General features: G+C 36.5%; 21 protein-coding genes. 11 read left to right on the forward strand and 10 right to left on the reverse strand.

Features of this window, described 5'->3' with window-relative positions:
• Positions 1-12 precede the first annotated feature (12 nt).
• Complete coding sequence (locus U859_RS0128410) at positions 13-468, reverse strand: MauE/DoxX family redox-associated membrane protein (protein ID WP_025146602.1); 456 nt, start codon at positions 466-468, stop codon at positions 13-15.
• A 207-nt stretch (positions 469-675) separates the two neighbouring features.
• Entirely contained in the window at positions 676-1,260 is a 585-nt protein-coding gene (locus tag U859_RS0128415; RefSeq protein ID WP_025146603.1) for a Crp/Fnr family transcriptional regulator, read from the reverse strand.
• A 316-nt stretch (positions 1,261-1,576) separates the two neighbouring features.
• On the opposite strand from U859_RS0128415, the gene U859_RS0128420 reads away from it, so the two are divergent.
• From U859_RS0128420 to U859_RS0128435, 3 genes are all read left to right on the forward strand, one after another.
• Positions 1,577-2,293: a LytR/AlgR family response regulator transcription factor gene (locus U859_RS0128420; RefSeq protein WP_025146604.1), complete on the forward strand. Its 717-nt coding sequence runs from the start codon at positions 1,577-1,579 to the stop codon at positions 2,291-2,293.
• A 212-nt stretch (positions 2,294-2,505) separates the two neighbouring features.
• Positions 2,506-3,570: a sensor histidine kinase gene (locus U859_RS0128430; RefSeq protein WP_025146605.1), complete on the forward strand. Its 1,065-nt coding sequence runs from the start codon at positions 2,506-2,508 to the stop codon at positions 3,568-3,570.
• A 20-nt stretch (positions 3,571-3,590) separates the two neighbouring features.
• Positions 3,591-4,298 carry a hypothetical protein gene (locus U859_RS0128435; RefSeq protein WP_162800077.1) on the forward strand — a complete coding sequence of 236 codons (708 nt, stop codon included), beginning with the start codon at positions 3,591-3,593 and terminating at the stop codon, positions 4,296-4,298.
• A 1-nt stretch (position 4,299) separates the two neighbouring features.
• On the opposite strand, the gene U859_RS0128440 is transcribed toward U859_RS0128435, so the two are convergent.
• Together U859_RS0128440 and U859_RS0128450 are read right to left on the reverse strand one after the other, a co-directional pair.
• A complete protein-coding gene (locus U859_RS0128440) occupies positions 4,300-4,632 on the reverse strand; it encodes a hypothetical protein (RefSeq protein WP_162800078.1) in 333 nt (110 codons plus the stop codon).
• Positions 4,633-5,114: 482 nt separating this feature from the next.
• Positions 5,115-5,399, reverse strand: coding sequence for a hypothetical protein (locus U859_RS0128450; protein WP_162800079.1), 285 nt, complete (start codon positions 5,397-5,399; stop codon positions 5,115-5,117).
• A gap of 542 nt (positions 5,400-5,941) precedes the next feature.
• On the opposite strand from U859_RS0128450, the gene U859_RS0128455 reads away from it, so the two are divergent.
• A complete protein-coding gene (locus tag U859_RS0128455; RefSeq protein ID WP_025146610.1) occupies positions 5,942-6,361 on the forward strand; it encodes a hypothetical protein in 420 nt (139 codons plus the stop codon).
• 307 nt (positions 6,362-6,668) lie between these two features.
• Here the strand turns inward: U859_RS0128455 and mobC are convergent, their stop codons facing one another.
• From mobC to U859_RS0128470, 3 genes are read right to left on the reverse strand one after another with little or no spacing between them, the layout of a single operon-like run.
• A complete protein-coding gene (mobC, locus tag U859_RS0128460) occupies positions 6,669-8,726 on the reverse strand; it encodes a conjugal transfer protein MobC (RefSeq protein ID WP_025146611.1) in 2,058 nt (685 codons plus the stop codon).
• A 4-nt stretch (positions 8,727-8,730) separates the two neighbouring features.
• Positions 8,731-10,008, reverse strand: a complete 1,278-nt coding sequence (locus U859_RS0128465; RefSeq protein ID WP_025146612.1) for a relaxase/mobilization nuclease domain-containing protein — start codon at positions 10,006-10,008, stop codon at positions 8,731-8,733.
• Positions 9,990-10,400 carry a hypothetical protein gene (locus tag U859_RS0128470; protein WP_025146613.1) on the reverse strand — a complete coding sequence of 137 codons (411 nt, stop codon included), beginning with the start codon at positions 10,398-10,400 and terminating at the stop codon, positions 9,990-9,992. The genes U859_RS0128465 and U859_RS0128470 overlap by 19 nt, the downstream gene beginning before the upstream one ends.
• Before the next feature lie 843 nt (positions 10,401-11,243).
• On the opposite strand from U859_RS0128470, the gene U859_RS0128480 reads away from it, so the two are divergent.
• From U859_RS0128480 to U859_RS0128495, 4 genes are all read left to right on the forward strand, one after another.
• A complete protein-coding gene (locus tag U859_RS0128480; protein WP_025146614.1) occupies positions 11,244-11,576 on the forward strand; it encodes a helix-turn-helix domain-containing protein in 333 nt (110 codons plus the stop codon).
• Positions 11,573-14,743 (forward strand): N-6 DNA methylase, encoded by a 3,171-nt coding sequence (locus tag U859_RS32310; RefSeq protein ID WP_025146615.1) that lies wholly within the window; start codon positions 11,573-11,575, stop codon positions 14,741-14,743. Before U859_RS0128480 ends, U859_RS32310 begins: the two co-directional genes overlap by 4 nt.
• A gap of 232 nt (positions 14,744-14,975) precedes the next feature.
• Complete coding sequence (locus U859_RS30740; RefSeq protein WP_262496830.1) at positions 14,976-15,935, forward strand: DUF262 domain-containing protein; 960 nt, start codon at positions 14,976-14,978, stop codon at positions 15,933-15,935.
• A gap of 7 nt (positions 15,936-15,942) precedes the next feature.
• Positions 15,943-16,401, forward strand: a complete 459-nt coding sequence (locus U859_RS0128495; protein WP_025146616.1) for a HEPN domain-containing protein — start codon at positions 15,943-15,945, stop codon at positions 16,399-16,401.
• A gap of 364 nt (positions 16,402-16,765) precedes the next feature.
• Here the strand turns inward: U859_RS0128495 and U859_RS0128500 are convergent, their stop codons facing one another.
• The 3 genes from U859_RS0128500 to U859_RS0128510 form a co-directional block, all read right to left on the reverse strand.
• On the reverse strand, positions 16,766-17,485 hold the full coding sequence (locus U859_RS0128500) for a hypothetical protein (RefSeq protein WP_025146617.1): 720 nt from the start codon (positions 17,483-17,485) through the stop codon (positions 16,766-16,768).
• Positions 17,478-18,608, reverse strand: coding sequence for a DUF262 domain-containing protein (locus tag U859_RS0128505; protein WP_240183111.1), 1,131 nt, complete (start codon positions 18,606-18,608; stop codon positions 17,478-17,480). Before U859_RS0128505 ends, U859_RS0128500 begins: the two co-directional genes overlap by 8 nt.
• 711 nt (positions 18,609-19,319) lie before the next feature.
• Positions 19,320-19,652: a hypothetical protein gene (locus tag U859_RS0128510; protein ID WP_025146619.1), complete on the reverse strand. Its 333-nt coding sequence runs from the start codon at positions 19,650-19,652 to the stop codon at positions 19,320-19,322.
• A 173-nt stretch (positions 19,653-19,825) separates the two neighbouring features.
• On the opposite strand from U859_RS0128510, the gene U859_RS0128515 reads away from it, so the two are divergent.
• The 3 genes from U859_RS0128515 to U859_RS0128525 all read left to right on the forward strand — a co-directional run bounded on the left by U859_RS0128515 (position 19,826) and on the right by U859_RS0128525 (position 21,968).
• Positions 19,826-20,347: a hypothetical protein gene (locus U859_RS0128515; RefSeq protein ID WP_025146620.1), complete on the forward strand. Its 522-nt coding sequence runs from the start codon at positions 19,826-19,828 to the stop codon at positions 20,345-20,347.
• The gene (locus tag U859_RS0128520; protein ID WP_025146621.1) at positions 20,344-20,964 is read left to right on the forward strand and encodes an abortive infection family protein; all 621 of its coding nucleotides are present in this window, start codon (positions 20,344-20,346) and stop codon (positions 20,962-20,964) included. The genes U859_RS0128515 and U859_RS0128520 overlap by 4 nt, the downstream gene beginning before the upstream one ends.
• A gap of 527 nt (positions 20,965-21,491) precedes the next feature.
• Positions 21,492-21,968 carry a hypothetical protein gene (locus tag U859_RS0128525; RefSeq protein WP_029986262.1) on the forward strand — a complete coding sequence of 159 codons (477 nt, stop codon included), beginning with the start codon at positions 21,492-21,494 and terminating at the stop codon, positions 21,966-21,968.
• The last annotated feature ends 20 nt before the right edge of the window (positions 21,969-21,988 follow it).

Consider the following 21,988-nt stretch of genomic DNA (forward strand, 5'->3'; position numbering starts at 1 on the left):
TTTTATTATTTATTAATTTAAGGATTTCTCCAGACGGAGTGCTATAATGGCCAACAGGATAAATCCAATGTTAAACCACAGATGCTCCGTCCAGGTTAGGGTTTCGATGACACCCCCACAATGACATGGCAGCTTACTCGCCCAGATCAATGCGATCAAAATATACGTTGTAAAAATTATCATTAGTCCCAAAAAGCACCAAAGTCCCATTTTTGCAATTTCCGGTACCAACACCAGCACTGCAATCAAAAGCTCGGCAATCGGAACTACCCAGCTAATGAAAACGGCAAATCTTCCGATTAATTCAACTTTCGCAATACCATTCATAAACCGTTCATGGCCCATAATCTTTTCATATGCCGTATAGGCGAAAAGCGAGGCTAAAATGATATGCAACACGAGTTGAAAAAATTCCGCAGACTTTGGGGAAAGCTTAATTGAAATATTTGAAATTCTTAAAATTTTCATGATATCTGATTGAATGTTAATCGATAATGTGGTATCCGCCACCGGGAACGCATCGCTCCCATCATCTCATTTGAATCTTTGTCACAGCACTCCTTTCTGATTTAAGCACACTTAATTGTTGTGTCAGTCAAATTTCGAAACTATTCCCAAAAAGAATACTATACCATTGTCGCCGATTAAGGGGACCATAGTTGCCAATAAATCTGGTTATTGGTTTTTGAAATACCTGTTGAGTCCATGGTTTCTAATTCCAAGAAAAGATGCGATGTCTCGGTGTCTGGCAATATTAAACAGTGACCTGTTGCGTAAATAGAATAATTCAAAATGCTCCCATCTTCTTATACTTACCAAATCGGATGTGTGTTGTTTACGAAACCGGTCATAGTACATCCGTAACTTTTCTCCCAGAATAAATACTTCAGGAAACTTAGGCATTAGAAGCAGCAAATTTTCATAACTGATTTCAACAACTGTTGTATCGTGGTAAATTTCTATATCGATATCCGAAGACTGCTTGCTAAAGAAACCATTATGAAAGATGAAATCGCCAGCGAACCAAAACCAGGTAGTTTGCCCGTTGCGCTGTTCCTCACTTGGAGTAATCTCGCGAGCATACCCAGCAATTAGGAAATAGATTGATTGCTGTTCATCTCCAACATTTAGAATGCATTGATTTTTCCTATACGACCGCTCGTTTGCCAAGGGCCTTAGCGCATTTATGAGAGCGTCTGAGAGGTCATGTATTTCAGCCAGGGCGGACGTAAAAGCTTGATAATAATCTTCCCGTACCATAGAATAAAAATATCTTTCGACTATTCAATACCAAGAAGGGGGCCATGCCCCTCTCTTGGTGTCCTTGCTTCCGACGGCGAGGTAAAGAACTAAAGTCGAAATGATCAGTTAATTGATAATTTCTAATGGCAATCTAAATTCTATTTATGCCCAACTCAAGAATTTTATATAACAGGTATCAAATATTATATAACAGGCACCAAAACAAGCATTTTTTAAACTTTGTCGAATGTGACCAATGTCTCCATTTAATAGTAGTACTTGCTAATTTAGAAGACATTTCCGATATTGTGACACTCATCAAGACACTTGTGTTATGGAACTAAGCAGTATTATTATTGATGATGAGCCTCATGCCATTACTGATTTAAATGAGATCATTGCAGTGACACCGGATGTATTTGTCGAAAATACGTTCACGAATATCAATGATGCAATCGTTTTCTTAAAGGAAACCGGCAAGGTGAATGTTATCTTCTGCGATATAAGTATGCCTATTGTAGGGGGGCTTGAGGCAGCGCCGCTGTTAAATGAATATTGTGATTTCCTTGTCTACGTGACCGCTCACAGATTCCACGGCCCTGAAACCTATGAAGCTGATGCATCAGGTTATTTAATGAAACCTGTTAAATACGATAAATTCGTCAGACAAATTAAGGTTCTAAACAAGGCAAAAGAGGATGAACAATTTGGAAAAGATGAGAAAGTTCTTTTTGTAAAGGGTGACGATAAAAACAGCATGCTTAAAATTTTTTATGATGACATCATATATATTGAAGCATTGGAAAATTACATTAACATCCATACAATAAAAGGCGAAAAGATTACCTATATACAGCTCAAAGCACTTGAGCAAAAATTGCTCAAAAAAGAAACTTTTTTCAGGGTAGCGAAGTCAATCATCATATCTGTTAATTTTTTAGAAAAAATAGAGGGTTACAGAGCCCTTATGACTGATGGGATATATTTTAATATTGGAAAAGTCTATCGACCAGCCATAAGGGAATTCATTAAAAAAAATAGGCTAAACTAATTAACGGGTAGCACTTGTGGATACGGTCACCGTGGTAAATACAGAAGTTGTTGGATCGGTCTCATTCTTTTTGTCGGCACCGTTAGATTTCATAAATCTAAATATAGTACGCTTGATTAGTGGAAGGTGTTTTTGATTTTTCATGACTTTAGGTTTTAAGTAAAGTCCAATTCTACTTTAGGGATTTATGGCTAACATTTATATTATATATCATGTACCATTTATTATATAACAGGACCAAAAAGAAGTATGCGGAAGTATTATTTCATATTGCATTCTGGATAATTTTCATTGTGGGAGAGGTTATTGTTGCCACTTCCATCGTTGATGGAAACCGGCCGATTCTGCATTATGTGCTATATTACTTCCTCAATATTTCTTTGGTATATTTTCACATCTGGTGGTTACTATACTATGTTGGTACTCGCAAAACCGGTATTAAATTGAAATACATAGTATTTGTTTTATTAGAATTATTCATATACTTTTTCCTCGCTGCTTTAATATCAAAAATTTTGGGGCACGCTCCTGATAAGCACTTCGTAAAAGTATGTCTGCACTATAAGTTCTTGATTCCAACTTTATGGAGGGGCATCTATTTTTTACTGCTAGCGACTGCCTACTATTTGTTAAAAAGGAATCTTCTACAGCAAGAAATTGAGCTAAAATCTGAACTGGAGATTGAAAAGCTAAAAAGTAAATTGTTGGTTTCCGAAAAAGAGTTTCTGCGAGCGCAAATCAATCCCCATCTTTTATTCAATACATTAACATTTATACGTAGCGCAGCAAGGCATAATCCAGAGCATGCCAGGGAAGCAATATCATGCCTTGCAGATATCATGAGATATGCGCTTCAGGAGAGCAAAGATGGTTTCGTGAACTTAGAAAGTGAGATTGAGCAGATTAATAATATGATCCAACTGAACCGTCTGCGTTTTGAAAACCACTTAAATCTAGAGTACGCAACCAATATTGAGGATGGGAACATCAAAATCATACCGATTATACTCCTAACCCTGGTGGAAAATATTTTCAAACATGGAAACGTACTGGCTCCGAACTGTCCGGCAAAAATTACGATTTCCAGTGATGCAAGTACCATCATATTTGAATCCTGCAATCTTTCAGACTTCACACCCCCTGACGATACAGACAAATTAGGATTAGTTAATATCAGAGAAAGGCTAAATGCGTCTTATCCAAACAGATTTACATTCACACATTCATTACATCATAATCTATTTTTAGTTAATCTCAGGATTAATATCTTAGTCTAATCCAAAAACCACATTAATTTATGACGCTCGAAACAAGAACTTTAGTAACCAGTATGATTAATGGCTATTTCATTGACCCAGATGGCGCAAAAGAATCAACAGTTATACAAGCGCTCAGGACCGCTGACAACCAAGAAGATTTTATAGAAATATGCAAAGGGATTGAACGTCAGGGAAGTTGGTACGCTATACCAACCCTAATGGCTTTATTCAAAGTTAACGAATCAGGTCCATTTAAGGTAGCAATAAGTAACGCACTCGAAGGGATTCGTTCTAGGCTGATCTGGGATAAAGCTTTTGTGGAGAGACTTTTTGATTTTGACTTTTGGAAGATTAGCTGGCGAGCAGGTCATGAACGCTTACTGAGCTTTATCACTATCATTTTAAATATTTCCAATAATGCAGAAAATGAATCTTTGGCCAATAATATTCTAATTCAATGTGAAGTGGATATAAGCCCATATACAACATTTGGCGAAATGAAAGTAGCCTTCCCAAACTGGAACTTCGAAAAAGATCTAAAAGAGGTAATCGATACTGCTTTTCAGGAAACTTCTTTTTCAGAATTGGTCAGGGAAATGAGGCTACCCGAATCTTTGGAAACACAATTCAAAAATACCGTGGTAGGAATGAAATGTGATTATTTGATCACGTTATTAAAACTTGGCGCACAGCACAAGGACATCCATATTGCTATGTCGATGGCGCAGTGTTTAAATTATAAATAGTTTAAGATTTAGCGGGCCTCTTGTTTCTAAGGGCATAGATATCACCTTGTGCCTTTGCGATCCGAACAATTATCTTTTCAATGTCTTCAATGCTAAACCAAATCATCTTACCACAATCCCTGTTTTCATCTAAACCGATTGCAGAACCATATTCAAATTTATTGGTTGCCTGTATCGTTGGGTAATGGGCAAACTGATTTCTTATGGTATTCAATTCTGTAAGTTCATCAATCAATCTTTTGTAAGGGTGCCTTTTGGTTTTAGTTTGAACAAAACCTTCCTGAATACCTCTCTCCAATAACAACGTTCTGATGGAAGTTTTTTTTTTGTTCAAAACTCATTCTATCAAAGATTACCGATTTCATTTTTCGCTGCACTTTTTTATCTAGCGAAAATTCTGATGCTAACAACCATTCAAGCGCTTTTTCAAAGAAAGCAAAATGTGCTAATACCTTGCCACGATGAAGGTATGTGTTAGCTAACCAATCAGGATCATAAAACGATGGATCAAAATCATCTAAGCTGGCCATATTAACGAATATCTTTCTTAACCCAGTTTGAGGGTGTGGTGTAGTAGTATCAAATCTTTATTATATAATCAAATACTTTCCTTATCAGTTCGAAGGTATTAATTAAATATTTCAATTGCAGGCTATATTTTGACGTTAACTGACGCCGCATGGTTTTCAAACGGATAAGCCTACCTATTGGTAAATTCCTTGATGAACCTTTTGCTTCGAGTTATACATCAACGCTGGTTTGTCTGGAAATTGCTTGGGTGAGCATTTAACTGATTAAATTTCGGGTAATCCATTGCTATAAGTTTTGAGCTTGTATATACCTTTCCAAATCATCAACGGATTTGAACTGACCAACCCTGATATCGCCAAAGATCATCATGACAGTGAAATCGTCAAACTGATTTAAATATCCTGCGTAATCTTGGTTATTCAAAACTGACTCTATTATTGGTTTTACATGATCATAAATCGGCCTAGGGGCTATTAGCAACCTGGTAAGCTTGTTGCCTGTAGCGCTTTCTGCATTACCTAGCAGGTAGTTATTTTCAACAATTGCCTGATGTGCTTCTTGTATGGTCACAAACGTAAATTTAAAATTAAAGCTGTAGTTATACATCTAAATCTTTTCAACATTTTTTCATGCCAGAGAAAATTATATCGGGTAAAAGAATAGTATTAAGAATTTTCAAACCGCCGCGTAAATTTAACAACATTTAATAAGTTATAAAATTTAGCATATCTCCGATAATTAAATTTATTTTATTTCAGCTTCACCTAATTGAAGCGCTATTTGGGGGATATCATTGCCGTTAAAAATACTATGTATGCCCTGATTGTTAGACAGGGCGTGTTTCGAAATGAGTGATTAACAACAATCTTAATTAAATTATTATAGCCGCAAGAGCTGCTGCAAACAGTGAAAATCAGTTCTTTTATTACCATTGCAGTTGTTGAAATCCTCCATTGATCCTGGCACATTAAAAGCCCAGCAAGTGATTACATTGACGAATGGCAACTCATCGAAAACATAAAATTTATAAATGGTCTAGTGCGGATTGCGCTCGTATTTCTTTTTTTGTTTAAAAAATTTCAAAAATGTAAATTTGAAAAAACGCTTTAGACATGACAGGAATAGAATTAACAGAAAGATTGATCGAAGACTTAAGAAGATCAGTACATACAAGAAACACAGTGCCTGATGTGATTACGCAAATCAAAAATATCGGCAATGATCAACCAGCCGACTTCTTAGGCGCTTTGAATACCATTTCATTTGATGCGCATTTAAGTATTGTATCAAACATTATTAGTTTGGAAGGCGATGTTTTCATTCCATTTGATGGGCATAATATCAATGAATTCGCAGCAGCTATTTCTGGTAATAAAGCTATTTATGCTGATAAAATACAAAGCATTCTTGACAATGAAGATTTAGTTGGCATTGATTTAAATTTTGGTTCAGTTGAAGAAGCCAAACCAATCAGTGAAACCTTGATTAAAGAACTGGAAGAGGTACACAATTTTTCAGGCAACAATCTTTAAAATTTTGCTAACTCATCACAGATGGTTTTCAAATGAGTTTGAAAGCCATTTTAACCCTCGATCAAATCAATCGATAAAAATGACTGGCAAACAAATTTTTCTCTTTAGCGACTGAGAATCAAATGATGCTCTAAATTCAAGAGATAACGGGACTTGACGGTTTTGCTGATCACAGGTTAGCGCATAAGTCTCTGAGTTTTTTATTTTAGTCACCTGATTTTAGCCAAGCATGGATCTTGGGGTCAACATCATTCGCCTGCAAACCGTATCTTAATTTCAAGGCGTTGATTATAATTGCCACTATTAATCAAAGTGACAATGTGTCTTTTGGATTTCCTTTTTTTTTAGCCAGCCTTTTCTTCTGTTTTACCGAACTGGTCGCTAGCAAACTCCCTTTACCATTCCCATCGTTTTCCTCATCACTTCCAATAACTGCGCACTGGGATCGAAGCAAATCTGCAACCTGAGATTTAATGGATTCGTAGTTTTCCTTTATTTCTTCTGAGGATACAGCTTTCACAATCGGTATTGATTGGTATCGTTTCTCCTCTCTTGCTATCGCATCATGATCATTATGAATCTCACAATGAAACATCTTGAGTGCTATTTTCTCTTCCGGATTATCCGCTACCATGCCGACAAATTCACCAGAGGACAGGGATGCTATCTTGGATGCTGGAATGGCATAGTCCAGTTGCCTGGATTGGGAGATGGAGATATCACTGCTGTTAATACTTTTAGATTGTCTGTCCTGCATAATTTTCCCAAAAGTCTCGCTCAGTGTTTTCGCTGTACTTCCCGTTACTTGCCCTGCAATGATATTCCCTACGATTCCGGTAATGACATCGGATTGTTCCGCGCCATAATCCTTTTTTAACTGGCTAAAGTCCTGCACGGCTAAAGCTGTGGCCACCTTATTACTTCGGGCAGTAGCAATCAGGCTATCGATATTATTAAAAAATATTGTTGGGAATTCATCGAAAATCAGCGCACTTTTCAATTTGCCTTTTTGGTTAACCAGTTTAATCATCCTGGATATATATAGGGAAAGGACAGCACCATAGACCTGCAGTTTTTGTGGGTTATTGCCTACACAGATAATCTTTGGTTCCTCGGGGTTATTTACATCCAGAGAGAAATCATTTCCGCTTAAAACATAATAAAGTTGCGGTGAGGACAGCCTCGCCAGTCCAATCTTGGCCGATGCAATCTGTCCCTCTAGCTGTGCCATAGCTTCATTTTTCCAGGCGCTGATAAACGGGTTAATTAATACTTTAATCTCCTCTTCCTGCTGCAGTACGGTAAACAGCTGTTCATAGTCTGCCTGCATCAGTTCAATTACATGTGGAAGGGTACAGTATTTACCATCCTTATATCTTTTCAGGTACCATATTATGGCGGTCAGGAAATTAATCGGGCTTTCTACAAAGAAATCGCCCTGCTTTTTTATCCAGTCGCGATTCAGGCCCATCATTATAGTTCTGCTCGCTTCTGTAGCATCTGTAATGTCGGTCATTGCCGCAGGGTCAAGGGGGTTGCAACGATGGGTACGGTTAAGGTCATCAAAATTAATCACATAAAACTTTGGCTTAATTTTGTACCGTCCAATATACTTGCGCAGGCAGTTGTATGCAATTACCGAGAGGTCGTCATACTTAAAGTCATAAATAAACATGCTGAACCCCTTCCCCATCAGCTGGTCAATCAGGTGACGGATAACAAAGTATGATTTTCCGGCTCCCGGTGTACCTGCGACCAGCAATCCCCTGAAGAGGTTGATGAGATTAATCCAGCTATCTCTTATCTCTCCTTTATAATTATATTTAGCAGGCAGGTTCACAGAATATTCGTTTTCAAGGAGCCTTTCCTCCTGTGGAAAGGTTTCATTTTCCGAATTAAATATATCCTTAGCTAAACTTTGCTTGATTCTTCTAGAAATCCAGGTACCTGCAGCCAAAATCAATAGAAAGCCGATGGTGGTTACCAGACAATAGAGCCAAATTAATAAGGTATCTGCCCCATGAAAATAAAAGAAAAAAATAGCGCAGGAATATAAACATAGCCCCGCTACCATATAGAGATAGATTTTCTTTAATGAAATGTCTTCATCCTTCTTTCCCTTTACACCCAGGAGCGAAATAGCCAGAAACAAAAGCGCAGCAAACTTTGCGAACCACCAACCCTCAAAAATTGCAAGCTTATCCAATTGGCCGACTATGCGATCTGTAATTTCCGAATGCAGATTCCACCTTTCAAACATCCTGAAAAATCGGATGTAAAAATGCATGGCGAGTAAAGAAACGCTAATCATCCTGCTTAAGTCGAGTATCTTCCTTAACCCTTGAGTATCTTCACCTGTATTCATAGCCTTAAATATTATTTGATAAATCCCTGTTTTTCGAATGCCTTTTTCTCTTCTTTTTTTTTCTGGCATGCATCAATGGAGCGTCTGGAAGCGGGTATGGCTGTTCAAATAAAAAATGCAGAAGCCCTTCTCCGAATGATTTTGGATGATCATTTCTCAGTGCCAAGGAATCAGGAAATTTATCGGCCCTGACTTTAGTATCCTGGATGGTAGAATCCACTAACCTGGTGTCCGCAGTGTTAAGTTTTTCCAAAACTGCTTTGGCACTGAACTCTTTACCCAAATCACTTCCATTAAATACGCAACGGGTATTGTGATCAACATAGGTCAGTCCGTATATCCTGCCCTCACTATTCTGCCGATAAATAAGTGAAATTCCTTTTTCCTTCAACCTGTCAAACAACTGTTGTAAGGTCAATCCATTTTCGTCTGTAAGTTGCTCAAGGATAACTCCTTTCAGCGATTCGGCATGCATTTTCCTTCTTTCGAGGTTTAATTTAAACTTACCTTCAACTTTGGTCAATATCGGATTCCCAGCAAAAGAACTGGCTTTAAAAGGAATTCCAATACGGATGCCATTACCATCCAAAACCGAATAGACAAGTCCTTTCTTTGCAAACATCACCGAATCTTCAGGTCCCCGGTCAGCAACAACATTGAAGCTTTTTAGGACTGCATTGTATTCTGAAAACGAGGTGAACTTATAACTCCTCAAAACTGCCGTCACAACATTATAAATTGATCTCTTGGTTTGTTTCTCCCCGTAAATAACCATATCAATATTGACAGGGACAATGTGCTGCTCTTTACTATGGCCGTCTGCCTTAATTAGTTTATATCGAACTTCAATATCCTTTCGGACTTTTTCTGAAAGTACCTTTCCAATATTGTGAAGATCAATCCTAGTCGAATCCGCTTTGATATTAGTGGTTACAATATGCATGTGCGGGTGATTTGCATCCTGATGTTCATACACCAAGAAAGGCTGCTCGCCAAATCCAATACCGGTCATATAGTCCACAGCAATCATTTGCAATTTTTCCGTTGAAAGGATTTCCGACGGGTCAAAGTTGAGCATAATGTGTACTGCGTTAGTTTTCACCCTGCTGTTCAGCTTAGTCAAATGTTCAAACCTCGCGACCTTATGCAGAAGCAAGAGTTGCCCAATGTCCAGCCCAAATCTATTGGCAAGGATTGGTATTGCAGTTCCCAAAGCAACCTTGGATTCGTTATAATTAATTAACCCCCGAATACTTTTGCCGCTTAATATCCTCGCAACCATTTCAGCGACATTTGAGTTACCAACTCCAATAATTTATCTACTTTGTGTCCAACATTTTTGTATAGGTCGCTGGTCCGCATAAAGTAAAATGACCGCTGCGCCTCATTTTCCGATGTATGGAAATACCGGGTTTGCTGATTGATGTTGATCCCAATTGACCGCAGTTCTTTACGTATAGATACCAACTCTTCCATTGGTGCATTCATCGTTATGTCCCTGGTGAGCATCAGGATTTTTTCTCTTGAAAGGATATTTCTTGCTACCTCCCCAATTGATCGACAGTTGCTTTGATGCAGAATTTTTTCCAGGCGCTTGTAAGTATTTTCATTTACCCGAACGATAATTGGGTGGGAAAGCAGCTGCTCTGGATTTTTAGATTTTTTCCTTGGCATAACCTTACATTTAATTTGATTTTTAGCATTTTCGAGTTCCGAGAAAAATGCCCGACCATAAGGGCGCAAGATTTTTTTGTGTATACAAAAATACATCTTGCAAAACACTCGGGTGGTTAAAGTATTCCTATAGGTAAATCCTCATAAGCACTGTTAACTTTATTTTGGTTGCGGCTGGTGTGCCCTCTTAGCATCATCCTTGTGCAGCGGAATGGAATTGATTTTTCTGCGGATATTCATATGGAGTTGACGATAATATATTTTTGATCCTGGTTTAATTTTAATTTTCATATCCTATGGTTTGAATGCAAATGTATATACTTCATTTGAGTGCTAATGGTACTTACCAGCATAATACCGTTGTGTTATACGACTGGTTTATTAATTGAGTTGTAAGTTTACTATGGCGCCGTGGATGAGCCAGTTTACGTATGTGGTTATAGCGCATCCCTAGTAATCCACGTAGCCAGTACAGACACAAAAAAATTTCCAAAAGAACATAAAAAACCGACAGCAGGTAAAATGAATGTAAGATGCGCTGTTGCTGTTAGGCATGAGTATAAATAAATTTTATTATTATGATTTCCCCGATACACACCAATCAGACGAAACCAGTTATTGCGAGATATCACAACTACACAAAAGTAATTGGGTGCTAGAGGTTCAAAATCATCTGAGCGCTTTGTACATAAAAATCCCTGGTCAGAAACCTGCACCATCTTCTATCTTCAGGCCTCATGCAGGTTATTTTTTTGAGTCATATTTTTGAGCAAAAAATAGGAATTGAAAACAGATTATAACTATATTTGCCTTAAATGGGTCATATAATATTAGGCAAGCCTTATGCAGGTTAACTTTGGAGATTTTATCAGAATTGAACGGGAGAAATTAGGATTCACCCAAACTGAACTTGGCGCGAAAATAGGGATCAATGCCGGTGCGATTAGTAAAATTGAACATGGAAGAAAGTCGATTACGTCCTCAAAGTTACAGGTGATTGCAGAATTGTTTCAGATCGAACTGTCCAGAATTAAGGAACTGTACTTTGGAGAAAAGATAGCAAATGAAATATTCCTAAACAATTGCCCAGATACCACTTTAGCATTAGCAGAATTAAAACTGAAATACCTTAAAAGTTTAAATACCACACAATCCCAAATAAATTTTAACCAATGAGTGAAGAGCTATTACAGAGAGATCTAATTAAGAATGCTGAGAAAATTGGCAAATGGGATTTTTACAATATCGGAGCAACGAGCATACGAGCGTTGAAGGGGTTTGGCATCATCAGAAATGTTGACTACGGGTCAATAGAAAACAAAAAGGTAGATGGGATAATTGTTCTGAAAAAAAACGTTATCGCCATAATAGAATACAAAACGCCTGCATCGTTTAAAACAAAAGCACAACAGGATAAAGCCATCAAACAGGAACTTGAAGTGGCGAAAAAATTAGATTGTAAAATTTTAATTGCAACCGACACCAAAGATGCTGTATGGGTAAATGCTTTAACTGGCGAGCGGATAAAAGATGAAGATGGTAAAGAGTTAAAGACACTCTTTGATCCGAAAAGTGATAAAATTGCTGACTTAATTGAAAAGGTTTCCTTTTCAATTAACGAAATCAACAATGATATCAAGCCAAAAAAACTTGTTAATCCTACTGATCTGGCAAGACAGATATGGCAGGACATATGGTCAGTTAGCGGCGCAACACCTGAAAACTGTCTGTATACATTTGTTGAATTATTCATTTTCAAATATTTAAGTGATTTAGGGGTACTATCTGGTTTTTACAACTTTAACACGGTAATGGCTAGTTTTGAGACCAATAGCGCAGACGAAATTTTAGAGAATTATGCGAGCATCATTCGTCCGAAAATAAAAGAGTTGTTCCCTGAAAATCCTGTAGATAAGACGACCATAATTAACGGCACCATATTCGTGAGTAAGGACCAAAAGGCGGTCAAAGGCTATAGTACTGTTTTTAAAAAAGTATTACTGAAATTTAAAGAATATGGCAAATTAGAACATATTGATTATGATTTCAAAAGTCAGCTTTTTGAAAGCTTCCTCAAAGAAAGTATAAGTAAAAAAAACTGGGGTCAGTTTTTCACACCGCTGAAAGTGGTGAGGGCTATCGTTGAGATGGCAAAAGACGAAATCAAAGACGGGGTAAAAATATGTGACCCTGCTTGTGGCGTTGGTAAATTTTTACTGGAGCCTATCGTTACAAAACTGGACTATCTGTACGATATAAACAAGACCGGCATCGTTCCGAAAATTACCATTCATGGATACGACAAGGGGTTTGATAAGGATGAACAGAAAACAATCATTTTGGCAAAGGCTAATATGTTAATTTATTTTTCTGACCTTATCAAAGAAAACCCTGGACTGACAAAAGAATTTGCGCAGCTATTCAACCAAAGTTTTATTTTAAAGACCAATTCAATTTTAGGAACACTTTCTGATGCGGTTGAAGATGAATACGATCTGATATTGACGAATCCACCATACGTCACCAGTGGAAGTAGCAATTTAAAGGAAGAGATAAAAAAAGATGGCGATTTAGCCAATTATTACAAGGTAAGTGCCCTAGGCGTGGAGGGGCTTTTCATGGAATGGATCGTTAAAGCGTTAAAGCCTAATGGAAAGGCATACATAGTTGTACCTGACGGACTATTAAATAGGCAGAATGATAAAAATCTTCGGGAATTTATTCTGCAGGAATGTTATATCGATGGTATCATATCGTTACCATTAAACACTTTTTTTACGACAAACAAGAAAACCTATATTTTTTGTATTACAAGGAAAGCTGATAAAAAACATATCCAGACCGATCCTGTTTTTAGCTATCTGGTCAGTGAAATCGGAGAAACGAGAGATGTGTATCGGTTTGAGATTGACCAGAACGATCTCTCTGAAGGGGTCGCTTTATATTCCTTTTTCAAAGGGAATAAAGCAGGATTTGAGCGGTTTAATACTGATAAAAGGTGTAAAGTAATTCCTTTTAATTTTTTCTCTGAAAATGTTAACGAAAACTGGGTAATCGATAAACTATGGACGACTGAAGAAAAAATCAACTTAGGCATTTCAGAGAAGACAGCAAACGTCTCTTTGTTTGAATTTTCGTCAATTATTGAGGATACCGCCATTACCATTAAAGGCTTACAGGAAGAAGTAAAAGAACTTGCTGAAAAAAAAAAGTCTGAACTAATCTTCAAAGACTTTAAGCTTGACGAATTATTCGACATAGAAAGAGGGCTATCGAAGTTTACCAGAAAATATGGGGATGTTAATAAAGGGGACTTCCCTGTTTACTCTGCATCTAACAAGGAAGCACTAACCTCTGTAAATTCTTATCAATATGACGGTGAGTTCCTTACATGGGCAACGAATGGATTTGCCGGATTTATGAAAATAATTGATGGCAAATTTTCTATAAACGGTGACCGTGGCTTATTGAAGCCAAGAGTTGAGAACATAAATATTCATTACGTTAAGCACAAGATTGAACCCATCCTAAGAGGAATGGCAAAAGGCAGAAAAGGGGAAAATGGTGAAGATGAATTTACCAAGGTTTACCCTTCTATGATTAAAGATTTGCTTATTGAAATGCCAGTAATGGCAGACCAGCTTGATATTGAGGCTCAGCTAGAATTAGTAGAAAAGATAAATACAATAGCCAACATTAATGAAAAGGTTTATCAATATGAACAAAAATTCGCTGAATTAAAAATCTCTTTGGCAAACGATTTTAGGTCCAAAGAATTTACCTTGGCTGAAATCCTTAATCTTCAAGATGGATTTGCATTTCCATCTTCTGTTTATACAAAACAGTCACGGGATATTAAACTAATCAGGATCCAAGATGTAAATGGAAAATCTGAGCCCAAAAATGTAAGAATACCTAAGGATTATATGTTCTCCAATAAAGAAAAATTTATTGTCAAAAAGGGCGATTATTTATTATCCCTTTCGGGTGCTGCCGGTTTCAATCTCATTAAATGGACGGGGGAAGATGGCTATCTAAATCAGCGGATCACAAAGCTTACCTTCAAATCGGAATTCCAACCTAAGTTCATAGAGGACTATCAGGAGTCTATAATTGAACAGGTTTATGACGAGTTAAACAGTCTTGGCAACAGTGCTAATAACAACTTATCACGCAAAGATATTTCCAGAATAAAGATAAATATCCCAATTTCAGAAGATGGAGAAATTGATAAAGCGGCTCAGGTGGAAATCCTTAATATTCAAAGAAGAATAGCTGTAGTCAAAACATCTATAGTTGATGAATTGCAAAAAATCAGAGTGCCAATTGTATCTTTGGACTAGTCAATCTCATGTTTAAGCTTTGAAAACCAGTGCGTTGTATTTAGGCGGCACTAATATTTTAAAGTGCAGGCTTTGACTAGCTGCAGCCAATAATTATATCATAAATATATTTTTAAGAACTATGGAGGAACTGGAAGAAAAGATATTTGACTTCAACGAAGACGAAGAAGAGCCTGCTGTAATATAGTATGAAATTAACAGCTATGGTGCAGATTACACAGTTGAAACTTTAATATCGAAGTTAAATCGTGGGGATATTTATATCCCAGACTTTCAGCGAAATTACATTTGGAATCAGGCCGAAGCCTCTAAGCTGATTGAAAGTTTACTATTAGGTTTACCGGTTCCCGGCATTTTTCTTGCGCAAGAAGACAGCAACAAACTTTTAGTTATTGACGGTCAGCAAAGACTTAAGTCCCTGCAATTTTTTATTAACGGATATTTTGATCCCAAGGACGGCGTTAAACCTAAAGTATTCAAACTAACTAAAGTGCAGACAAAGTTTAATGGACTGGCATATCCTGATCTTGAGGAATCTGACAGGCGACTGATTCAGGATTCAATAATACATTCAACCATAATCAAACAGGAATCCCCTTCAAATGATAATACAGCGATTTACCACGTTTTTGAGAGGTTAAATTCAAGTGGAAGAAAACTCACACCTCAAGAAATCAGGACGGCAGTGTATAATGGAACCTTCAGCGAAATGGTGGTAAGGCTTAATGAAGATAAAAACTGGCGTCAATTGTTCGGATCGGTTAGTGCCAGATTAAAGGACCAGGAATTAATTCTAAGATTTCTGGCAGTCCGGTTCAGTGCTGAAAAATATTTCCGGCCAATGAGCGAATTTCTGAACAAATTCAACATCAAAAACAGGAATATTGACAACGTAAAAATACAGGAGTATGAAATCGAATTTCTGGCGCTGGTCAAGTTCCTGAACAATTGTATAGGACCGAAAGTATTTAGACCTGAAGGCGTATTCAATGTATCGGTCTATGAGTCCATAATGGTAGGCCTTTCAAAAATAAAGACCAGCAAAGGTTTGCCAGAATGCAAAGATTTTGTAAAGAACTACGCCCGATTAATAGAGGATGAGAAATATAAGCAGTCTATCTCACGTGCGACATCAGATGAAAGTGTATTTCAAACCAGGCAAGCGTTAACTGCTAAATTTTTGGACAGATAATTGGTCAATGAGGTTAGAAGTACAGGAGCGACGACTAGATGAACTCGCCATCGAAATCGGCAGGGTTGATGATCTTGAATTAAAGTCACATCTATCAAAGTATTTATGCATATTGATTTCAGGGTTCATAGAAAACTATATCAAAGAGCTCGTGCTAAACCTGCACGAACGAAATTGTAAAAAGGAAATCTCAAAGTTTATAACATCAAAGGTAAGAGGTCTTACAAATCTTGACGATCCCAAGCTTATCGCTTTTCTCGAAACCTTTAACGAAGAATGGGCCAGAAGATATAAAGCAGAAAGAAATGATGAAATGGAAGCTGCTTTGAATAATATTTATGCGCAGAGAAATGCAATTGCTCATGGAAATGCAAGCAACAGTAATATAACCTATTTATCCATTGTCAAATACTTTACACTCATTAAAGAGTTGTTAAATATCTTGAAAGCAATAATAAAGAAGTAGCCAGCAAGATTTCACGAGGGTGTCACCACTCTATTAGAATAGCCATCAGTCTCTTTTTATGCACTTCCAACAGAAATCAAATTGTGGATTTCTTAGTCTTTATTTTAAACTGTTGATTATTGCTCAGAGAAAAGTTCTTTAATAAGTTCGCACTTGTAAATACTCGTTGGTATCCTCGACGTTGCCATCAAGGAAAGGAGTAAATATTTGAACTTGAGAAAAGATTTTCATTGGGCTGTGATAAAGTTCTCTAAACACATAATTCATCATTGATATCATTCACAAGCTTTCGATTCTTTTACATAAGTGCGTGAATTATCCCGAAAAATATTCGCTAAGCGCCATTCCCAGTACACTTCAGCGACTAGACAAAATTTTCCTCAACTACTTCTACATATATATTATATAACTCCATAAATATATTATCCAGCAATATTAGAATAGCAAAACGAACAAAATAATTATCGTATTTGTAATCTGCATCAACTAGTGTTTTGAGAGTTGGCAGATTCTCCTGATAGGATTGTGTATTGTGCGCACATCGGTTTCTGTGTTCATACATTTGTGTATATTTTTTATGCAATGAGGTTTGCAAAAGGGTATTTCCAGCCGCAAATTGACCTGTATCCAGAATATTTGGCTCCTTTATAAATTCCCTTAAATTACGCTGGTCACATGCCGACAAATTGGAGGTTGAGAAAGTATTTTTTATAAAGTCGAACGTATCTGTTTTGACCTTGTTCTTACCCAGGTCTATACTCACATCAAAACTTAATCGGTGTTTCTTTATTTGCTTAATTAAATCTTTATATATTTCGCTCTTCTCATCATAATGAGAACACTCACCCATTTTACCCTTACCAAATTTTTCATACCTATATTTATAATCATTTGTTGCCACGTCCCAACATATACATTTCATTTTCTGTTCCTGAAAACCTGTCATTCTCAGAAAAACCGACTGCATAATATACTCGCTTAATGGATAGGTTTCAATCCCATTACCTATTCCTGCATGAGCGTAAGCCACCTCCTGCAGGATACTAGTAATGGGTGACATGATAAATTTAGTATGCTTATTCATGGCTATATTTTCTATAGATACCAATAGACGCGTCAATGCGTTCTTTCAAATACTTCAAAGCACCAGGTGACCTTTTGTGCAGTGGATTTAATTTAAAGTCAGCAATATGGCTATCAACTTCCTGCTTTATTAAATCTTTCTGCGTTACATCTACAATTTTATTTTGAAATATGATCATGTAGATTAAACCAAAGAAATACACGTCCATATCGATTATGGAGGTAAAAACTTTTTGAATTTCAAGAATTTCCAGGGTTTCCTTCAACCTAATAAACCGAGTTAGATACTCATCATCCGGAAAAATATCTGTAAATTCTTTGAACAATGATGAAACGTTCTCGCCAACGACTGAATAAATATATTGCTCATAATAAGTCTCCATATTAGGCTTGTATCCCCTAGCCAATCCTGCGGAAGTATCTTGCTTAGCATATTGTGAAAGCAGGGATAAAAACCTTACAAAATCTGCTTTGGTATCTGCATTAGAATTTTTAATTATGTATTCTTTTATAAATTCCGGATTAAAAAACCTATCATAATCCTGCTTTAAAAAATACAATGATGCCCTACTTTCTTGTGGTAATAAACGTTTCCCCTGGATGTTAATGTTCCTAAAAACAGATGAAAAATATTTCTGCTGTATGTCCTGCTCGGCAGCTTGCGGAACCAAATAGGAAAAACCTAAATAATTTTTATCCAAAAAATCATCCGAAAGATTAAAATTTACGTCTTTATAGTTTCCGGCAATAATTTGCCCGAGTATCTGCTCCTTAGTATTCCCTTTCTCGGTCAGCTTTTTGAAATTCCAGTCTAATATAATGTCTAAATCATCCTCTTCCGCTGGTAAATCGACCCCATCGTCATTGTCACTTACAAAGCTTTCCAGTGTTGTCTTGTAAAAATCCTTATCAGGAAAAATGCCTAGATGAGCCAATAAAATACTGGTTAATCTTTTTTGACCATCCAGAATATAATTGTGACTTATCCCTCCATCTATAAATGCTCCAATTGTAATTGGTGGTACAAACTCCTTTTTATTGAAGGATTTGATTAACGTAGTGACATTTTTTTCTTCCCATACGAAATATCGTTGGTAATTAGGTAAAAGAAGATTTTGCTTCAAAATAAGCTCGATCCAATGCTTGAGTGAATACTGCCCATAATATACTCGGTTGTCCATGAGGTAATTTAGATTTATCGAAGCCACCCTTTGTAGGAGGGCATAATTATTAATTTGGATGTTAAAAAAATATGTTATTTGTTGTTAAGCCATACGTCAAGTCGATATTTGAAGAGCAAAGATATCTAGCGGCTACAAGTAGTTTTTATTAAAGCTTATTATTTTAAAAAATTCAGTGCTGCGAATATAAATTAACAAATACGACAAATCAAAGGGTGAAATTACCTTTTCTATTTTCTTTTTTTTTAGAAACAGAATGAAGATCTTGCATGGATTGATAATTTCATTTCGAAAATTTAGATATAATTGTTTTCGATTTAAATTGACCGATACAAAGTTTTAATATTTGCAATTCGGACATGTATGTTAATTTCATACTTGCCAATTTACAACGAAACTCTTTGTTTATGCAATGATATCCAATAATTCAATGTATAAAAAAGCTAATAAAAATAATGTTAAAAGCTCAGCCAATAAATGACTTTTAAGAAATTCAAGGTAGAAAAGGCACGTGTAGATTATGCACCAAAAGAAATTCAGCAATCAAAATTCAGAGAATAACCATTTTTATATTTTGATCATAGGGGCTGGAAATTAATAACCTCAGTAATTGTATCTTTCAAAAATCCGGGTTAGTAAGAACCTCAAGAATGATTAGATTGGCACTTTAAGATAATTTAAACTTTGATATTGAACAGCCTCGCAAAAATAATCCAGAAATAAATAGTGTTGCCCTAAAAAAGTTCTGCACTCTGGGCAGGTGTTAGCAAAATAATGCTCATTTCTGGTTGCCGAAAAGTGTTCTTGAACAACTACCCCCTGTTGCTCTGCAAGTTTAATTTCTCCAGCTGAAAACGACTCTGGGCCATAAATATCAGGACTATATTGTCCATTGTTTTGAGCTACAATGGCTACCTTCATTTCCGCATTGCGCTTCCAGCAGTTTCCGTCAATGATAAGCATTTCTTTTTCGGGTATCTTTTCCATTTATTTTTACAGTGTATGAATTTCCAAATTAATGAAAATCATCAAATTATAAAAGTCAAATCTTATCCATGGAAGCGGGACAGAATCCATATTGCTGAGAAAAAAAGCTATTCATATATTTGATTGATTTCTGAATGGAATCCTGAAAATAGCAGTAATAATCTTGAAACAAAATGTCTGAGAAATTCGAAATCATAACTAGGATAAAGCCGTTATTTGATGAGTTAATAAATCAAAAATTTATTAGCTATTTAGAAAAGCCTGAATTTGTCAGGGCCTGTAATCGTCTAGAGATTGACTCTGAATACACAAATGCATTTAATAAAGCTGTAGAACTCGGTAAAAATGATTTTTTTAACTTTTCCGCTAATGGAATTGACTACAGTGACTTTCTACCCGACTTCTTAAATCAACTCTACACCAACAGGCGTGAACATTTCGCCGGCATCATTTCCGAATTATTGATAAATGATTTGGCTTGTGCCAAGCGCCTTATTATTTTAGATTCAATCCTGGAGGATTTAAAGACATTGGGCCTATCCAGTCAACAGCATTCAGATCTTATTAAAGCATTTGACCAATATGACCGGAATCTTTTATTGAAAGCAGAACTGTTAGTGGGTATATTATTGGAAAGAGTCGTGCAGGGAGGGGGGAAAATGGAAACGACTATCATCACCTTCGGACTACTTTGATCGCTAACCCAAACCTAAAAGATTATATTCCAAAGTTTTTATTTGATCATCCTAAAATTGACACCATCAGGCCATTCGCCCAATCTTTGGGAGGTTACGCCATCCGCCGGGCATTTATTCATGGGGAATTTGCAGAATTGCTTAAATTCCTTTCGGATACCAAAAATTCTTCAAACATTGCCAAAGCGATTGTTATTGACAATGAGTACATTCACATCACCTGGCAGAAGGCTCTTTCGAGAATGGAAAGTGATCCTCAAGGCGCTATAACTATTGCCAGAACCTTAATTGAGACTGTTTGCAAACATATACTCGATACCAGTGGCAAAGAATACAATGATGCAGAAGACTTGCCTGTATTGTATAAATCAGTTGCCAGCCTTTTGAATTTAGCACCGGACCAACATACACAAGAAGTTTTTAAACAGATACTTGGCGGTTGTTTTTCTGTTGTCCAGGGATTGGGCACGATGAGAAACAAAATCAGTGATGCTCATGGGATGAGTGAAAAAAGGATAAAGCCTGCCCGCCGCCATGCACAGTTAGCAGTAAACCTCTCTGGTTCACTTTGTCAGTTTTTATTGGAGAGTTTTATTGAGAAAAGGGATAATTCTTAAAACAAGCTTGACTTGTAGTATCCGTATCTCCTATTTTCGATATCATTACATTTGTAAGTTTTCGGACCGCATAATTTAGCCCTTCCGATCTTGATTAAAAATCGCATTGAAACACAGATTCCAATTTGACCGAATCACAAGCTCTTTCCAGCCAGGAGTAGTGACTGTGTTGTTAGCATAACTTTAACGATAATATATTATTTGTAATCATTTTTTTGTGCAATTTTGGGTGAAACAATTAATCTCAAATTTATAATATGAAACTAAAAATCATTTTAGCGCTCGCATCCACTCTCTTTATTACCTCTTGTAAGAAAGAGCCTAATGAACGATAAAAAATTATCATCCCAAAAAACTATATATTATCGGGCAATTTTCAACCATATGCTTCGGAATTTTTAAAGATTCAGGATGTTCTTGAAAAACTTTCCAAATTAAATTTTAGTGACCAGGCGAAATTAATTACAACACTGACTCCTTCTAAGAAAAATCAAGTTAATTTGTTCAGTTTCAAAAATAAGCAATTAATGACTCAATCAGTCAATCAAATGAATTCATCAGATACAGAGTCAAATATTGCAGATTATATGTCAGTATATAGCCCTTATTCCAACGATCCGGAATGGCCTGACGAAAGTGAATACGTTATGCAAGGTGTTTTTGGAACTATCTTTCGTTACCAATGGACGGTAGGCTATAATACCCACGGTTTTTTTAAAATAAAATCCAATGAACGGTGTGAACTCTTATTTTATGGGAATGATAAGGGGGCAGAACTTAAATGGGGCATCAATGCCGTAAACCATGAAGGCAGCACACTTTTGGGGCTTACAGGACCAATCTCTTGGAGTGAAACGGCAAATTTTAATTATTTCCAACCTGGTCTTTATCATGTTTATTTTAATGTTTTAGGTACCTTAACAGTTGCCGGAATAGGTACGATAGAGGTTACAAACTCAAGGTACGCCAATACTTTTGCTATATGTGGAAATAATATTAATTAAGGCGACAATATAGCAAATTA

Origin of the sequence: Pedobacter jeongneungensis (genome assembly GCF_000633455.1) — a bacterium.
Taxonomy (GTDB): Bacteria; Bacteroidota; Bacteroidia; order Sphingobacteriales; family Sphingobacteriaceae; genus Pedobacter; species Pedobacter jeongneungensis_A.

What these genes read in the sequence shown, in the direction of transcription:
- U859_RS0128410 (WP_025146602.1), bottom strand. Translation starts at nt 468, where the DNA reads ATGAAAATTTTAAGAATTTCAAATATTTCAATTAAGCTTTCCCCAAAG.
- U859_RS0128415 (WP_025146603.1), bottom strand. Translation starts at nt 1,260, where the DNA reads ATGGTACGGGAAGATTATTATCAAGCTTTTACGTCCGCCCTGGCTGAA.
- U859_RS0128420 (WP_025146604.1), top strand. Translation starts at nt 1,577, where the DNA reads ATGGAACTAAGCAGTATTATTATTGATGATGAGCCTCATGCCATTACT.
- U859_RS0128430 (WP_025146605.1), top strand. Translation starts at nt 2,506, where the DNA reads ATGTACCATTTATTATATAACAGGACCAAAAAGAAGTATGCGGAAGTA.
- U859_RS0128435 (WP_162800077.1), top strand. Translation starts at nt 3,591, where the DNA reads ATGACGCTCGAAACAAGAACTTTAGTAACCAGTATGATTAATGGCTAT.
- U859_RS0128455 (WP_025146610.1), top strand. Translation starts at nt 5,942, where the DNA reads ATGACAGGAATAGAATTAACAGAAAGATTGATCGAAGACTTAAGAAGA.
- mobC (WP_025146611.1), bottom strand. Translation starts at nt 8,726, where the DNA reads ATGAATACAGGTGAAGATACTCAAGGGTTAAGGAAGATACTCGACTTA.
- U859_RS0128465 (WP_025146612.1), bottom strand. Translation starts at nt 10,008, where the DNA reads ATGGTTGCGAGGATATTAAGCGGCAAAAGTATTCGGGGGTTAATTAAT.
- U859_RS0128470 (WP_025146613.1), bottom strand. Translation starts at nt 10,400, where the DNA reads ATGCCAAGGAAAAAATCTAAAAATCCAGAGCAGCTGCTTTCCCACCCA.
- U859_RS0128480 (WP_025146614.1), top strand. Translation starts at nt 11,244, where the DNA reads ATGCAGGTTAACTTTGGAGATTTTATCAGAATTGAACGGGAGAAATTA.
- U859_RS32310 (WP_025146615.1), top strand. Translation starts at nt 11,573, where the DNA reads ATGAGTGAAGAGCTATTACAGAGAGATCTAATTAAGAATGCTGAGAAA.
- U859_RS0128495 (WP_025146616.1), top strand. Translation starts at nt 15,943, where the DNA reads ATGAGGTTAGAAGTACAGGAGCGACGACTAGATGAACTCGCCATCGAA.
- U859_RS0128500 (WP_025146617.1), bottom strand. Translation starts at nt 17,485, where the DNA reads ATGAATAAGCATACTAAATTTATCATGTCACCCATTACTAGTATCCTG.
- U859_RS0128510 (WP_025146619.1), bottom strand. Translation starts at nt 19,652, where the DNA reads ATGGAAAAGATACCCGAAAAAGAAATGCTTATCATTGACGGAAACTGC.
- U859_RS0128515 (WP_025146620.1), top strand. Translation starts at nt 19,826, where the DNA reads ATGTCTGAGAAATTCGAAATCATAACTAGGATAAAGCCGTTATTTGAT.
- U859_RS0128525 (WP_029986262.1), top strand. Translation starts at nt 21,492, where the DNA reads ATGACTCAATCAGTCAATCAAATGAATTCATCAGATACAGAGTCAAAT.